The following is a 14,828-nucleotide window of genomic DNA, read 5'->3' on the forward strand; positions in this document are numbered from 1 at the left end:
CTGTTGACTTTTTCGAAATCGATGATGATGATTTTTCTTGCAAGAGCAATCATGGCAACTTCCAGAACAATTTCAGTATGGACTATTTTTTCATCGAGATACATTTTGATTGTCTGGAGAAGTTCCAGAGAAATAAGAAGCAGCAAAATGAATCCAAAAAGGTTGAACAGCTGATCAATGCCAAGGACCAGAAAATCGGACGACAGGATAAGCTGAACCAGCTGGTAAATAAGGTCAATCAGGGAAAGAGAAATGACAACCATCATAACACCCAGCAGGATAAAGATGATTGCTTTCTCAAAAATTTTCAGGGCTTTATCCACGTCCGGAATATTTACTTATTCGTCTGTGATAATACCAAGTTACCTCATCCGTCAGGTACTTCCCCACATGAATTGCCCCACTCCGGCGCTGGTTGCATGGGGGTTAACACACAATACCGGAATATTGGACGGGTTGCTCAGCATTCTTTGTTCCCGGTTTCCGAAGAGGTAATCGAGGAAGGTAAAATGGCGGGAGGTTATGATGATGATCAGATCTGCTTTGATATCAACGGCAAACTGAATTGTTTCCCTGTCAAAACTTATTTTTCCCGGGGCTTCAACAATTTCATACTCCAGGTTGTTCTGGCGAAGGAAGCGAATGGCAAAATTCAGGTTAGTATTGGTTTTTTTTAGCAGGGAGCTGTCGCGGAAAGGCCTTTTAAAAAGATAGATCTTGGAATTGAAATATTTTCCGAAATAGATTGCCCACTGAAGCTGTTCTTTGTTTTCTCCTTTGAAATCGACGGGATAGACAATTTTATTGAATCCAACTGCCGTTCCGGGTTTTTCCTGTATCACGAGGAAGGGAACTTTCGATCCAATAATCACCTTCAGAGCCCAGCTACCGGTAATTTTCTGTGTACCTGTAACACCGTGTGTACCCATTACAACCAGAGCAGCCTTTACTTCCGATGCGTAATCAGAAATTACATTAAATATACTTCCTTTTCTTACAACCGGCTGAACCTGAATCTGATATTTTTGCAGAATTTCATCGGCCTGCTTCTCAAGCCTTTTTAAAGCTTCCTTTTCCTGTTCCTCTGTTGCATCCTTGTTAACAATATGAAGCAGAAAGATTTCCTTTTCAAGAGCATGGGCTGCGTTAATAGCATATTCCAGAGCATACTCCGATATATGGGTAAAGTCCCAGGGAACGATTATGATTTTGCTTTCATCCTTGTTGATCATATTGTCAGGAAAATATTTACAATCAATTTATTTGCGAATTTAACAAAATTATTGGGTTTTGTTATACTGCAGAAACGAACAATTCCGGTAAATGTTTTGAACAATCTTAAAAATTTCTATTGAATTTTGATTTCTGCGTACAATACAAAAATCTTTTTTCCCTTTTATCACTTTTCCGCGCCGGGTGCATTCATTTGCATGTCAGAAAGAAATTTCCGGGCCACAAAATGCACGGTTTCCTGAACCGGAATGAACTGATAACCAATTTTTTTCTTGATTTTTTGGTTGGAAAACCTGACTATAGACCGGGAGGCTGACAGCATTTCTTTTGTAAGCAAAGGATCCCTGGAGGTGATAAGGGAGAAGGCGGATGAGAAGATCCAGGCAATACAGGTCATGGCGGGGTTGGCATAATACCGGGGTGGTTCTGTTCCCAGTTCCCTGGCCATCATGGTAAATATTTCCCTATAGCTCAGGTTCTGGGATGAAACGATAAAACGTTCCCCTGCAATATCTGACTGCATCAGGAGATCCATTATCTGAACCACGTCGCGAACATCGACGTATCCGGTAACTCCATTGGTATAAAATTTCATTCCTTTGTGAACGGCAGAAAAAATGGACGGACTTCCTTTGTTCCAGAAGCCGGGCCCGAGGATAATCGAAGGGTTGACAATAACTGCCTGAAGGCCTTCTTCTATGCCCCGCCAGACTTCCATCTCGGAGCGAAATTTGCTGAAGGCGTAGGCCGAACGTGCCGAAGACGGTTTCCAGATGCTTTCTTCGGTAACTTCTTCTCCTTCGGTGGCGGAACCAAGAGCAGCAGTAGAGCTTACATAACACATTTTTCTGATGCCCAGTTCAAGGCATGCATTAACTATGTTTTCCGTTACGGTAACGTTATTGGCTATCATTTTTTTATGTTCAGAGGCGCGAAATGATACCATGGCCGCGCAATGAAACACCTCTTCGCATCCGCTGTCCCTGACGGATTCAATTACCGATTCGGGGTCAAGCAGGTCACAGTCGATCCAGGTAATTCTTCTGAAAAAGGATTCAGGATCGGAAGTATAGTAACTAAAGATCTTCCTGACCATTTCTGTTTTGCTGGAAGATCGTTTGAGGGCAGTTATCTGGTTTTCCTGTTGCAGTAAGTGGTACAGAAGATGGCTTCCAACGAGGCCTGTACCTCCGGTTACCAGTATTTTACGCATACTTCAGTTATTTTGTCAGGTAGATGATGCTTTTTCCAGCAGGTCGTCAGAGACATACTGACGGTAATCCTGATTGATCCAGTACAGTTTTTTTCCAAATCCGAGACGGTTGTCAGTCATCTTGATCCCTGTGAGGCGGATAGTCCAGAGTTTTGTATTGGACAGAACAGCAAAAGGGAACCGCTTGAGGTAGGTGATATGTGCTTTCCGGTATATTTCATCATGAGGTTCTTCAAGGAGGCCTTCAAATTGTATTCCTCTGATTTTGCCTATCCATCGTGTTTCCAGAACAATGCCTCCTGCAACAAGATGGTTTTTGAGGGCTTCCCTGATGTGTCGTGTTGTATGGTCGGAAGTAAAAACAAGCATTTGTTCTTTTTCGCAGTATGCATAAAAGCAATGCGCAGACCAGGGTCTTTTTTCCGACATGGTTGAAAGTGTCAGAACGTGATGACGCCGTATAAAGCGTATAATGCGTTTGTCAGGAGGGTTCATAGGCAGGAACGGCACAAATATAGGCCAATTTTTCATTTGTATTTTGTATACCTTTGCGGAAAAAAGGTATGTTTTCAGGAATAGTTGAAGAGGCAGCCCCGGTAGTTGCGCTGGTTCCCGAAGGAGAAAACCTCCATATCAGCATTGCACCGTCGTTTATTAAGGAACTGAAAATTGACCAGAGCATTTCCCACAACGGCGTTTGTCTTACAGTGGTTGATCTAAAAGACACATATTATACCGTTACAGCGATCAAGGAAACTTTGCTGAAATCCAATCTTGGCCGGCTGAAGGTGGGCGACAAGGTGAATCTGGAACGAAGCATGCTGATGAACGGGAGAATTGACGGGCATATCGTACAGGGGCATGTTGACCAGACTGCCGTCTGTACCGCTGTACGGGAAGAAAAAGGAAGCTGGTACTTTTCCTTTTCCTATGATCCTTCTTATGGGAATATCACGGTTGAGAAAGGTTCCGTAGCAGTGAACGGCGTTAGTCTTACGGTGGTGAATTCACGGTCTGACGGATTTGATGTTGCCATAATTCCCTATACCCATGAACATACAAATTTTCACTCCATCAAGCCGGGAACGGTTGTCAACATTGAATTTGATATCATAGGGAAGTATATCGCGAAGATTCTTAAAGAACAACTGCAAAAATAAGCGGAAACAGATGCGTTCATCCGGAGCGGGTTTGGTAGCGATTCTTACGGCTTCAGCGGCCGGAATTCTGGCGGTTATTGCTGTTTTGCTTGGCCATCAGGAGGTGTTTTCTACCTGGTTTGTTTTTCTTGTCTTTGCGGTGGTTTTTGTTCTGATTTTCCTGCTGGTGTTTTTCCTGCTTCAGGGTTTCATCCGGCAGAAGATAACTCCTCTTTACCAGATTATTCATGGAACGGGCCGTAAAGATAACAACAAAGGCAATATTGCGGCAACCAGAGCAACTCTGGGGCAGGTTAGCCAGGATGTGATCAACTGGGTTGTAAGCCGAAACAGAGAAATAGCCAGGCTTAAAGAAATGGAAAAATACCGCAGGGAATTCCTTGGCAATGTTTCACACGAGCTGAAAACTCCTATTTTCAACATCCAGGGATATGTACTCACTTTGCTTGACGGCGGGCTTGAGGATCCTTCCATTAACAGGCTGTATCTTGAAAAAACGGAAAAAAGCATAAACCGTATGATCTCCATTGTGGAAGACCTTGAAGCAATTGCAAGGCTGGAGTCGGGTGAGGCAGAAATGCAATTTGAAGTATTCAATTTTCTGAAGCTGGTGGAGGAAGTTTTTGAAATGCAGGAGGAAAGGGCCAAAAAAAGGAATATTACCCTGAGGCTGGATCGCAAATATGACAGACCGGTCAAGGTGTATGCCGACAGAAAACGCATCTACGAGGTAATGAACAATCTGATCATTAACTCAATCAACTACGGTAACGAAGGCGGTTCCACCACAGTCTCCTGCCTTGACATCGGCGATACCATTCTGGTGGAAGTCATTGATACCGGAATAGGTATTGAAGCGGAGCATTTGCCCAGAATTTTTGAACGTTTTTACCGGATTGACAAAAGCCGTTCCCGGGATTTCGGGGGTACCGGTCTGGGACTGGCCATTGTCAAGCATATACTGGAGGCACATGGGCAGAACATTTCTGTGAGGAGCACCCCCGGCAAAGGTTCTGTTTTCAGTTTTACCCTGCGCAAGGGGTAACCCTGTCATGAATTGATTTCCTGATTTTTGGCACTTTCATAGACGGCAATCCTGAATTTGAAGTGTGGCAAATTTTTATAAATTTGTCGGTTTTATTTTTTTAAGGTTTAATACCAGATACATTGGCATATGAAGAAGTTGTTTCCCGAATACAAGGGACTTGATCTTCCCGGAGTGAACCGGGAAATTATGGATTGGTGGAAACAGAACCAGACTTTTGCTAAAAGTATAGAATCGAGACCTGAAGAAAGAAGGTTTGTTTTTTACGAAGGCCCTCCGTCGGCGAATGGCATTCCGGGAATCCATCATGTAATGGCCCGGACCATAAAGGATATCTTCTGCCGGTATAAGACCATGCAGGGATTCAGGGTTGAACGCAAAGCCGGGTGGGACACCCATGGCCTTCCGGTGGAGCTTGGGGTTGAAAAAGCTTTGGGCATTACCAAAGAAGATATCGGGAAAACCATTTCAATTGCCGAATATAACGAATACTGCCGGAAAGATGTGATGCGCTATACCCGCGAATGGGAAGAGCTTACAGAACTTATGGGATACTGGGTTGACATGAACAACCCTTATATAACCTACGACAACCGGTATATTGAGACCTTGTGGTGGCTTTTGAGACAATTGTACGATAAAGGGTTGTTGTACAAGGGCTATACCATTCAGCCATATTCTCCCGCAGCAGGAACAGGCCTCAGTACCCATGAACTTAACCAGCCCGGATGTTACAGAGACGTGAAAGATACGACAGTTGTGGCCCAGTTTAAGGTAATCCGCGATGCGAAATCGGATTTCCTTTTTAAGGATACCAGACTGGATGTGTTTATTCTCGCATGGACCACTACTCCATGGACGCTTCCTTCCAATACAGCCCTGGCTGTTGGCAAAGACATTCTTTACCGGCAGGTCCGTACCTTCAATCCGTATTCAGGTGCTCCGGTAGAGCTGATATTGGCTGCGGACCTGATGGCGAATTTTTTCCCCGAAAAGAATGCATCACTGAAAATGGAAGAATACCAGCCGGGAAGCAAGCACATCCCCTTTGAGGTGGTTAGGGAATTCAAAGGTTCCCAGCTGGAAGGCATCCGGTACGAGCAACTCATTCCCTGGGTAAACCCAGGAGAAAATGCTTTTGTGGTCGTGTCAGGCGATTTTGTTACTACCGAGGAAGGAACAGGGATTGTGCACATCGCCCCTACTTTCGGAGCGGATGACTTTAAAGTGGCTAAGCAATACAATATCCCCCCGCTTCTGGTAAAAGATAAGTCAGGGAATGACATGCCGATGGTTGACAAAAAAGGCAGGTTTATTCCGGTAGAAGAAATGGATGAAGAGTTCGTGAGGAAATTTGTCAATGTGGAACTCTACAGGGAATATGCGGGCCGTTATGTCAAGAACGAATACGATGATTCCCTGCCATCCGATGCACCGGCTCTTGATGTGGATCTTGCCGTGATGCTGAAAAAGGAAAACAAAGCTTTCCGCATTGAAAAATACGAACACAGCTACCCGCATTGCTGGAGAACAGATAAACCGGTTCTTTATTATCCGCTCGATGCATGGTTCATTCGTACCACGGCACTGCGCGACAAGATGATTGAGCTGAACAATACCATTAACTGGAAGCCTCAGTCAACCGGGAGCGGGCGTTTTGGCAAATGGCTCGAAAATCTCGTGGATTGGAATCTTTCCCGTTCGCGTTTCTGGGGTACACCTCTTCCTGTATGGACAAGTGAAGACAAAAAGGAACAGATCTGCATCAGTTCCGTTGCAGAACTTAAGAAAGAAATCGAAAAGTCAGTCAGGGCCGGATTCATGAAATCCAATCCGCTGGAAAAGTTCCGGGAAGGGGATTATTCTGCTGAAAATTACAGCAGTTTTGATTTGCACCGTCCGTTTGTTGATGAGATCATTCTGGTTTCTCCTTCAGGGAAAAAGATGTACCGCGAGGAAGACCTGATTGATGTTTGGTTTGATTCGGGGGCCATGCCTTATGCACAGATGCATTACCCCTTTGAGCATGCCAATGATTTTGCGAAGTATTTCCCGGCCGATTTTATAGCCGAAGGAGTGGATCAGACGCGCGGATGGTTCTATACCCTGCATGCCATTTCAACCATGATTTCCGGCTCGGTATCGTTCCGGAACATTGTTTCCAACGGGCTGGTTCTTGATAAGAATGGGAACAAGATGTCAAAACGACTCGGCAATGCAGTAGATCCGTTTGAAACCATTGAAAAATACGGGGCCGACCCGTTGCGCTGGTATATGATTACCAACTCTCAGCCCTGGGATAACCTTAAGTTCGACATCGCAGGGGTTGAAGAGGTAATGCGGAAGTTCTTCGGCACCCTTTATAATACCTATGCATTCTTTGCATTGTATGCCAATATCGATGGATTTGACAACAGCGCTCCCCAGGTGCCTCTTACGGAACGGCCGGAAATTGACCGCTGGATCCTCTCACTGTTAAATTCACTGATTGAGGAAGTTAAGAATGATCTGGATGATTATGAACCAACCCGCGCGGCGAGGGCTATTCAGGAATTTGTTATCGAAAACCTCAGTAACTGGTACGTACGTTTGAACAGAAAACGCTACTGGGGAGGAGGTTTTAGCAAAGACAAGCTGGCTGCTTACCAGACGTTGTATACCTGTTTACTCACTGTTGCAAAACTTGCCGCTCCGGTTGCCCCATTTTACATGGAGCGGCTGTATCTTGATCTGACACAGAATTTTGCCGGTACTTCAGCAGGATCGGTCCATCTGGAAAATTTTCCTGAGCCGGATGCTTCCTGCATTGACAAAGACCTGGAAGAAAGGATGCAGATAGCCCAGAAATTTTCCTCCATGATCCTGGGTCTGCGTCGTAAGGTAAATATCAAAGTCCGGCAGCCTCTGCGCAGAATTCTGGTGCCGGTGGTGAGCGAAGAATTTAAAAAGCAGTTTGAAGCAGTCAAGAATTTGATACTTACCGAAGTAAATGTCAAGGAAGCAGAATTCATCTCTGATACCGCCGGTATTATTGTAAAAAGGATTAAACCAAATTTCAAGGAACTTGGACCGCGGTACGGAAAGTTAATGAAACAGATAAGTGCCTCAATTGCCGCGATGACACAGGAAGAGATTGCCCGGTTTGAAAGAGAAGGGAAATGGGAGTTGGCCATTGACGGGCAGAATATACAGCTGACTGTTAATGATGTGGAGATCATTTCAGAAGATATTCCGGGCTGGCTGGTTGCCAATGAAGGCAAGTACACGGTTGCCCTCGACATTACCATTACAGAAGAATTGCGGAATGAAGGAATAGCGAGGGAATTTATTAACCGCATTCAGAATCTCAGAAAGGAAAATGAGTTTGATGTAACTGACAAAATTCGCATAAGGATTCAGAACGATCAATATTTTGCCAAAGCTGTTGAAAAATATCGTGACTATATCAGCTCACAGACGCTGGCTGTTGGTATTGATCTGGTGGATCGCCTGGATAAAGACCGGGCGTTTGAGGTTGAAATTGACGATGATGTAACAACCTTGCTCGAAATTGAACGGGTAAGTTGAATTTATGTTCCAGTTACGCAAATATTGATTATATTTACAAAAATTCGGACCTATGGCAGAGAAAGAAAAAACACGGTATTCGGATGAGGAGCTTGCCGAATTCAAGAAGATTATCCTGGAAAAGCTCGAAAAGGCCAAGGCGGATTATGAGCTGCTGAAAAGCGCTATTACACAGACCGAAAGCAATGACACCGTCGACACATCGCCTACTTTTAAGGTGCTTGAAGAAGGTGCATCAACGCTTTCCAAGGAAGAAGCGGGCAAGCTGGCCCAGCGGCAACTCAAATTCATACAACACCTGCAGGCTGCCCTGGTCAGAATTGAGAATAAAACCTATGGCATTTGCCGGGAAACAGGAAAGCTTATTCCCAAGGAACGTCTTCTGGCAGTTCCTCACGCTACTCTCAGTATTGAAGCAAAACAGAATCAACGCTGAGAAAAAACAGGAAATACTTCCACCTGAATCGTATCATTCTGGAGGGTAAAATGATTACCTTCCGGGAAAGTGTTTTTATATTGGTTTTTTGCAGAATCATCCAAAAGTAACAGAGGATTGATATTTCTTTGTAAACCAATGGTTTATTGAATTTCTGACATATTCTTCAAAGAAAAATATACCTTTGCCGCATTTGTTCCCTGCTATGAAACTCACGAAAACCCATCTGGCTGTTGGAATTATCCTGCTGGTACTGATTACTGACCAGTTATTGAAAATATATGTCAAAACCCACATGATGATTGGGGACGAAATACATCTGGTCCGTAACAAAATCATCATTCATTTTACTGAAAATAACGGAATGGCTTTCGGTATACAGCTGGGAGGGGAGTTTGGAAAACTGGCACTCAGTCTTTTCCGTATAATAGCAGTAGCAGTCATAGGATTTTATCTTTCAAAGCTGGTTAAACAAAATGCTCCTGCGGGAGTTATTATTGGCGTTGCTCTCATATTGGCCGGTGCAGCAGGCAACATTTTTGATTCGTTGTTTTATGGAGTGATTTTCGACGACAGTTACGGAAAAATTGCAACTCTTTTCCCTCCGGGAGGCGGTTACTCTTCATTCCTCCATGGCCGCGTGGTCGATATGTTGTATATGCCAGTTATCCAGACAGTATGGCCCAAATGGATACCCTTTGTAGGAGGAACGGAACTCATTTTCTTTCGCCCTGTTTTTAACCTGGCTGATACAGCAATTACAACAGGTGTTTTGTACATCCTGATTTTTCAGCGCCGTTTTTTTGCCCAGCCCGTTCCGGCTAAAAGTTCCGAAGAAACTGTTCAATAGTTTTGACTTTGGTTACGGGGTTTTGTCAGTTGGTTTGGTAAGTATTCCGGCCAAAAAGTCTGAAATACCATGCCGGATAAGGGATGTTTCTTTTGGTTTCTGCTTCTTTTCTGTCAATTCATCATGTTTGCAGCGTATTAATTCGGTTTGATTAGTTGCTTGGCTTCCTCTGTTACTTCAGTCTGCATTGTTCTGATGATCTTTTCGTAAATGCTGGTCTTCTTATCTGCGAATTATATGTCGGATAACATAATTTTACAACATATTTCCTCAAATTGTACTATCATTGCACATTGGCAAAGAATTTTTCGTTGATATGGAACGGCATATTGAAATAATGGATACCACGCTGAGAGATGGTGAGCAGACCTCCGGTGTGGCTTTTCTCGAATCGGAAAAATCTGCAATCGCCAGGATGCTGCTGGACGAGGTGAAGGTTGACCGGATCGAAATTGCTTCGGCCAAGGTTTCAGAGGGAGAATTCAGGGCAGCGGCCCGTATTCTGGAATGGGCAGGGAAAAAGGGCTATTCAGATCGGGTTGAAATACTTGGGTTTGTTGATGGAACGGCATCAATCGACTGGATTGTTTCCGCCGGAGGGAAAGTTCTTAATCTGCTGACCAAGGGATCATTGAATCATGTTCAGGGACAATTGCGAAAAACACCTGAACAACATCTTGCCGACATAAAGCAGTGCATTCAGTATGCCTTGAAAAAAGGGCTGACAGTGAATATCTACCTTGAAGACTGGTCAAACGGGATGAAAAATTCCCGCGACTATGTCTTTTTTCTGATGGATCATCTTAAAAATGAACCTGTCAGACGGTTTATGCTTCCTGATACCCTGGGAATACTCAATCATGAGAATACCTTTGAATTTTGTGAGATAATGGTAAAGAGGTACCCGGGACTGCATTTTGATTTTCATGCGCACAATGATTATGATCTGGCCACAGGTAATGTTTATGCTGCAGTGAAAGCCGGTGTGAAAGGGGTTCATACTACCGTGAATGGTCTTGGTGAACGGGCCGGAAATGTACCGCTTACAAGCGTGGTTGCCGTTCTTAAGGACCATCTGGGGGTAAAATGTTCGGTGAAGGAAAAAACAATCTATCAGCTGTCAAAGATGGTAGAGACCTTTTCCGGTATCCGTATTCCGCACAACAAACCTGTTATCGGGGAAAACGTCTTTACACAAACCTGCGGGGTCCATGCCGATGGAGACAACAAAAACAATCTGTACTTCAATGATTTATTACCGGAACGTTTCGGCAGGGTGCGTCAATACGCCCTTGGGAAAACGGCAGGGAAAGCAAATATTCTGAAAAATCTTGAAGAACTTGGGTTGCAGTTGAGTGCCGAGGAAATGAAGCGTGTTACCCAAAGGGTGATTGAACTGGGAGATAAAAAAGAAACCGTGACAAGGGAAGATCTTCCATACATTATAGCAGACGTACTGAACAGTGAGATTATCAAGCAACGGATTAAAATTGTCAATTATGCTCTCAGCGTTGCGAAAGGTCTGAAATCAGTTGCCACCGTCAGCCTTGACATTGATGGAAAAATTTACGAGGAAACAGCTTCCGGAGACGGCCAGTATGATGCCTTTATGAACGCGGTGAAAAGAATTTACGATAAACAGAAGCTCAGCCTGCCCAAACTTGTGGATTATACTGTTTCGATTCCTCCCGGAGGCAAAACAGATGCACTTGTTGAAACGGTGATAACATGGAATGACGGCAGAAGGGATTTCAAAACCCGCGGTCTGGATCCTGACCAGACGGTTGCTGCCATTACCGCCACGATGAAGATGCTGAACATGTAATCTTTTCCTTCTGGTGCGGTCCCCTTCGGTAAAAAAGCAAACCTGACCAGTTGTTGGGTTTATTGCATAAAAGTTGTAATATTGGAAGGGGAAAAAATAATATGAAACCCTCATGTTTTGCAAACACAAACGGTAATAAAATGACGAACATATGGGTTCCATCGTACCATTGAAAATGAATTTTATTATGATGAAAAAGATTGCGGTATTTGTACTCATCGTATCTCTGGGTTCATGTTCCACCTTACGCGAACTGGCTTCCCTTAAACAGTGTGAGTTCAGAATGCAGGGAGTAAGAAATGTGGTAGCTGCAGGAGTGAACATCAGTGGACAAACATCCATTTCAGGGCTTAACTTACTGGATGCCGGGAAAATTCTTGCCGCCCTGAAGCAGGGTTCTCTTCCCGTGAATATGATTCTTGACGTGGAAATTCGCAACCCCAATCAGCAGATGGCTGCTCTGAACAGGACCGACTATATTGCTTACCTTGATGGCAATGAAATCTTTAACGGCTCTACTTCGCAGAGGGTTGAAATTCCCGGTAATAACCAGACAGCTACCTTGCCTTTGAATGTTCAGTTCGACCTGATTAAGCTTATGCAGGGGAAAACGCAGAATGCCATCCTCAATCTGTTGTTCAATCTTGCCGGTGCCGGCAGTGTGCCTTCCACCCTTACTCTGAAGGTGAAGCCGTCCATTTCATTGGCCGGAATGATGATACCTTATCCGGGCTTTATTGATGTAACTACACAATTTGGAGGAAAATAACCATCGTGTGAAGTGGCTTACAGAACGGGGGGCTATCCTGGCTGCCTCAATGGTTGCCATAATTATAATCATTGGCGGGGTTATTCTTTTTCAGACGGGACAGCCTGAGAAAGGCAATACTCTTTGGGATGGAATTCCTGAAAATGCCGCCATTCTTCTCAGTGTTCGTGATGTTTCATTGTTCGGCAAAGAAATCACAACCCTTGAATTAGAAGGAAATTTGCCCGAATTCTCATTTGTTCAGAAAGGACTTCTGCCCTTGCTCCGGTATTCCGATTCGTTGCTTTCGCCTGTGTTTCCTGGTGAGCAGGTGCTGATTTCCTTTCACAGGGAAGGAAAAGGAAATACAGGAATACTGTTTCATTTATTACCCAAAAGGGAGCATTGGCAAAAGAAATTCCGTTCCTTTCTCAGCAGGCGATTTCAGGATAACAATATAAGTACCCGTCGGTTGGGCTTCGTTAAAATTTATGACATTACTGTACCAGGGGAAAATATCAGCTTCACTGCCATACCAGTACGGGGCCATCTTTTTATCAGCAACTCACCTGTGCTGGCTGAAAATGCATTGTTCTGCCTGCAGAAAAAGAAGTCACTGTCAGAAAATAAGACCCTGAAGAAGGCTATCAATGCCGCAGGAAAGAGCGTAAACGTTTCGCTGTTTGTTCATCATCTCTTTCTGGGTGAGTTTTTTCAGCTTCTGTGCCCTTCCCTTGACCCGGAAAAGCTTGTTCTGATCCAGCATCTGGCTGAATGGTCGGTAATGGATGTTTTTGTCCGCAATCAAACAATGTTTTTCTCTGGTATACTATTCAGCACTGATTCCCTTGGAGCAACAGGAAATTATTTTGTAAAGCAGAAACCAAGAGAACCATTTCTATTACGGTATTTCCCTTCCGGAACGAAATCCTTTATGACATTCAGTTTCGATACCATTTCCGATTTTTTTCACAAGGATTTTCTGCATTCTGACAATCAGAAAGGAAGGGAAGCCCATAAAAACACTCTTAAGGTACTTGCCAAAACTTACGGGAAAGACCTTGAACAGCTTTTTGGTGAAATAGCAGGTCATCATGCGGCAATGTGTATAGTGGGTGATTCGGCTACAGGTCTGACAGAAAATGTTTTTCATTTTCTCGAAGTGAGAGATCAGTCGGCTGCGGAAAGAAGCCTTGCCCTTCTTAAACGTTCCGGCAAGGAAAGTGCCATTTTGCCTGAAAAAACCATTCGTACCGAAGATGGTTCGTCGTTCAGAATATATCGCTCCGAAATACCATTTCTTACAAGGTATATTTTCGGTCTTCCGGTAGGTAAATCAGAAAACAGCTATTTTACTGTCATCAACAATGCCATTGTATGGGGAAATTCACCTTCGGCTCTGGCTTCCCTGGCAAACGATTATGTTCAGCAGAGAACCCTCTTCTATCAGGCGCGTTTCAACGGATTTTGTGAACAGTTCGATACAGCAGGTGTATTGTTTGCCTGGCTTCGCTATCCAACGTCCTCCGCTGTGGTGCAGACGGACAGACGTAGCGGAAATATAGGAATTCAGCTGACGAGTACCGGAGGTAACCTGTATGCCAATGCGATTGTTCAGATAAAGCCGGTTTCCGTGTATAAACCGATGGATACAATCTGGAAATTGTCAATCGACAATGCGTTGATTGTTAAAGTATTTCAGGTGATCAACCATATCACAAAACTGGAGGAGTTGCTGGTTCTTTGCCAGGATAACACACTTGCCCTGCTAAGTTCTTCAGGGAAAATTTTATGGAAAGTGCGGTTATCTGATACTCCCGTGGGGCAGATCAGGCAAATTGATTTTTACCGGAACGGCAAGCTGCAATATCTCATTTTTTCACGTACTGCAATGTACCTGATCGACAGAAACGGGAAACAGGTGGAAAAATTCCCTGTGCAATTACCATCTGCCGCGAGGAATGACCCTGTTGTTTTTGATTATGAACAGAAAAGAGATTACCGGATAGTATATAACGGAACCGACGGGAAAATCTATTGTCTTGATAAGTACGGAAAGCAGGTGAAAGGCTGGATTTCTCCGGCTCAACCGTTGCATGCCATTGGTCCTATACAGTATTTCACATCCGGAACGCTTGACTATCTGGCTGTTCCGACAGAGAAAGGCTGGATTTTTCTCAACAGAAGGGGCGGTGTGCGGATGCAACCTCAATGTTCTTTCGTTCCCTCTGCCAATCCGTTGTTCCTATGGAAACGTGCCACCGGAGACCAGTTTATCGGAACGGATACCACGGGTATTGTTTACTTCATCAAGCCCAATGGTCAGTGCAATAAGGATACCATTTCCAGCGGGAACAAAAATCATGGTTTTCTTTTTTCAGATATTAACCGGGATGGTATGAATGAGATGGTGTTTGTACTGGGGGATTCCGTTTTTATTCAATCGGTTGGTTCTGGGAAACGATTGTTTTTCAAAGGTGATGGTTCTGTTATTTCCAATGTATTGCCTTATAAAAATCCGGCCGGGGAAGTATTTCTTGGCGTATGGTCGGATGAAAAAGATCTGCTTTGGATTGTTAATTCTGAAGGAACAGTATTGAAAGGATTTCCTCTTGCATGCTCCGCATTGCCGGTATTTCTGCCTCCGGTTGATGTTGGTCAAAAATTCCGCCTGATTGCTGTGCAGAATAACTTTTTGTGTAATTTTATCGTACAATAAATTCAGCCGCAATACTTCCTTGTGAGAAAATT

11 protein-coding genes and 1 pseudogene are annotated in these 14,828 nt (G+C 44.1%); 8 read left to right on the forward strand and 4 right to left on the reverse strand.

The features are described from left to right. From GX419_05715 to GX419_05730, 4 genes and pseudogenes are all read right to left on the reverse strand, one after another. Positions 1–323 (reverse strand): phosphate-starvation-inducible E-like protein (locus GX419_05715; protein NLI24183.1); only part of this gene is annotated, 323 nt, incomplete at its 3' end. A 51-nt stretch (positions 324–374) separates the two neighbouring features. After that, positions 375–1,232, reverse strand: coding sequence for a universal stress protein (locus GX419_05720; GenBank protein ID NLI24184.1), 858 nt, complete (start codon positions 1,230–1,232; stop codon positions 375–377). A gap of 167 nt (positions 1,233–1,399) precedes the next feature. Beyond that, positions 1,400–2,446, reverse strand: a complete 1,047-nt coding sequence (locus tag GX419_05725; GenBank protein NLI24185.1) for an NAD-dependent epimerase/dehydratase family protein — start codon at positions 2,444–2,446, stop codon at positions 1,400–1,402. 78 nt (positions 2,447–2,524) lie between these two features. After that, positions 2,525–2,941: pseudogene (locus tag GX419_05730) on the reverse strand (hypothetical protein). A gap of 68 nt (positions 2,942–3,009) precedes the next feature. Between GX419_05730 and GX419_05735 the strand changes: the two are divergent. The 8 genes from GX419_05735 to GX419_05770 all read left to right on the forward strand — a co-directional run bounded on the left by GX419_05735 (position 3,010) and on the right by GX419_05770 (position 14,796). Then, positions 3,010–3,606, forward strand: coding sequence for a riboflavin synthase (locus GX419_05735; GenBank protein NLI24186.1), 597 nt, complete (start codon positions 3,010–3,012; stop codon positions 3,604–3,606). 10 nt (positions 3,607–3,616) lie between these two features. Further along, positions 3,617–4,651 carry a sensor histidine kinase gene (locus GX419_05740; protein ID NLI24187.1) on the forward strand — a complete coding sequence of 345 codons (1,035 nt, stop codon included), beginning with the start codon at positions 3,617–3,619 and terminating at the stop codon, positions 4,649–4,651. Between the two features lie 129 nt (positions 4,652–4,780). Further along, positions 4,781–8,218 carry an isoleucine--tRNA ligase gene (locus GX419_05745; GenBank protein NLI24188.1) on the forward strand — a complete coding sequence of 1,146 codons (3,438 nt, stop codon included), beginning with the start codon at positions 4,781–4,783 and terminating at the stop codon, positions 8,216–8,218. Positions 8,219–8,270: 52 nt separating this feature from the next. After that, positions 8,271–8,654, forward strand: coding sequence for a TraR/DksA family transcriptional regulator (locus GX419_05750; GenBank protein ID NLI24189.1), 384 nt, complete (start codon positions 8,271–8,273; stop codon positions 8,652–8,654). Positions 8,655–8,859: 205 nt separating this feature from the next. Continuing rightward, positions 8,860–9,504 carry a lipoprotein signal peptidase gene (locus tag GX419_05755; GenBank protein NLI24190.1) on the forward strand — a complete coding sequence of 215 codons (645 nt, stop codon included), beginning with the start codon at positions 8,860–8,862 and terminating at the stop codon, positions 9,502–9,504. A gap of 316 nt (positions 9,505–9,820) precedes the next feature. After that, positions 9,821–11,329 (forward strand): 2-isopropylmalate synthase, encoded by a 1,509-nt coding sequence (locus tag GX419_05760; GenBank protein NLI24191.1) that lies wholly within the window; start codon positions 9,821–9,823, stop codon positions 11,327–11,329. A 187-nt stretch (positions 11,330–11,516) separates the two neighbouring features. Beyond that, positions 11,517–12,098 (forward strand): LEA type 2 family protein, encoded by a 582-nt coding sequence (locus tag GX419_05765; protein NLI24192.1) that lies wholly within the window; start codon positions 11,517–11,519, stop codon positions 12,096–12,098. Between the two features lie 7 nt (positions 12,099–12,105). Next, on the forward strand, positions 12,106–14,796 hold the full coding sequence (locus tag GX419_05770; GenBank protein NLI24193.1) for a hypothetical protein: 2,691 nt from the start codon (positions 12,106–12,108) through the stop codon (positions 14,794–14,796). The last annotated feature ends 32 nt before the right edge of the window (positions 14,797–14,828 follow it).

The sequence above is a fragment of the Bacteroidales bacterium genome (genome assembly GCA_012517825.1).
In the GTDB taxonomy this organism is placed as follows: domain Bacteria; phylum Bacteroidota; class Bacteroidia; order Bacteroidales; family JAAYUG01; genus JAAYUG01.

Excerpts from the sequence above, each read along its gene's own strand:
- GX419_05720 (NLI24184.1), bottom strand. The coding sequence starts at position 1,232 with ATGATCAACAAGGATGAAAGCAAAATCATAATCGTTCCCTGGGACTTT.
- GX419_05765 (NLI24192.1), top strand. The coding sequence starts at position 11,517 with ATGATGAAAAAGATTGCGGTATTTGTACTCATCGTATCTCTGGGTTCA.
- GX419_05740 (NLI24187.1), top strand. The coding sequence starts at position 3,617 with ATGCGTTCATCCGGAGCGGGTTTGGTAGCGATTCTTACGGCTTCAGCG.
- GX419_05755 (NLI24190.1), top strand. The coding sequence starts at position 8,860 with ATGAAACTCACGAAAACCCATCTGGCTGTTGGAATTATCCTGCTGGTA.
- GX419_05760 (NLI24191.1), top strand. The coding sequence starts at position 9,821 with ATGGAACGGCATATTGAAATAATGGATACCACGCTGAGAGATGGTGAG.
- GX419_05745 (NLI24188.1), top strand. The coding sequence starts at position 4,781 with ATGAAGAAGTTGTTTCCCGAATACAAGGGACTTGATCTTCCCGGAGTG.
- GX419_05750 (NLI24189.1), top strand. The coding sequence starts at position 8,271 with ATGGCAGAGAAAGAAAAAACACGGTATTCGGATGAGGAGCTTGCCGAA.
- GX419_05735 (NLI24186.1), top strand. The coding sequence starts at position 3,010 with ATGTTTTCAGGAATAGTTGAAGAGGCAGCCCCGGTAGTTGCGCTGGTT.
- GX419_05725 (NLI24185.1), bottom strand. The coding sequence starts at position 2,446 with ATGCGTAAAATACTGGTAACCGGAGGTACAGGCCTCGTTGGAAGCCAT.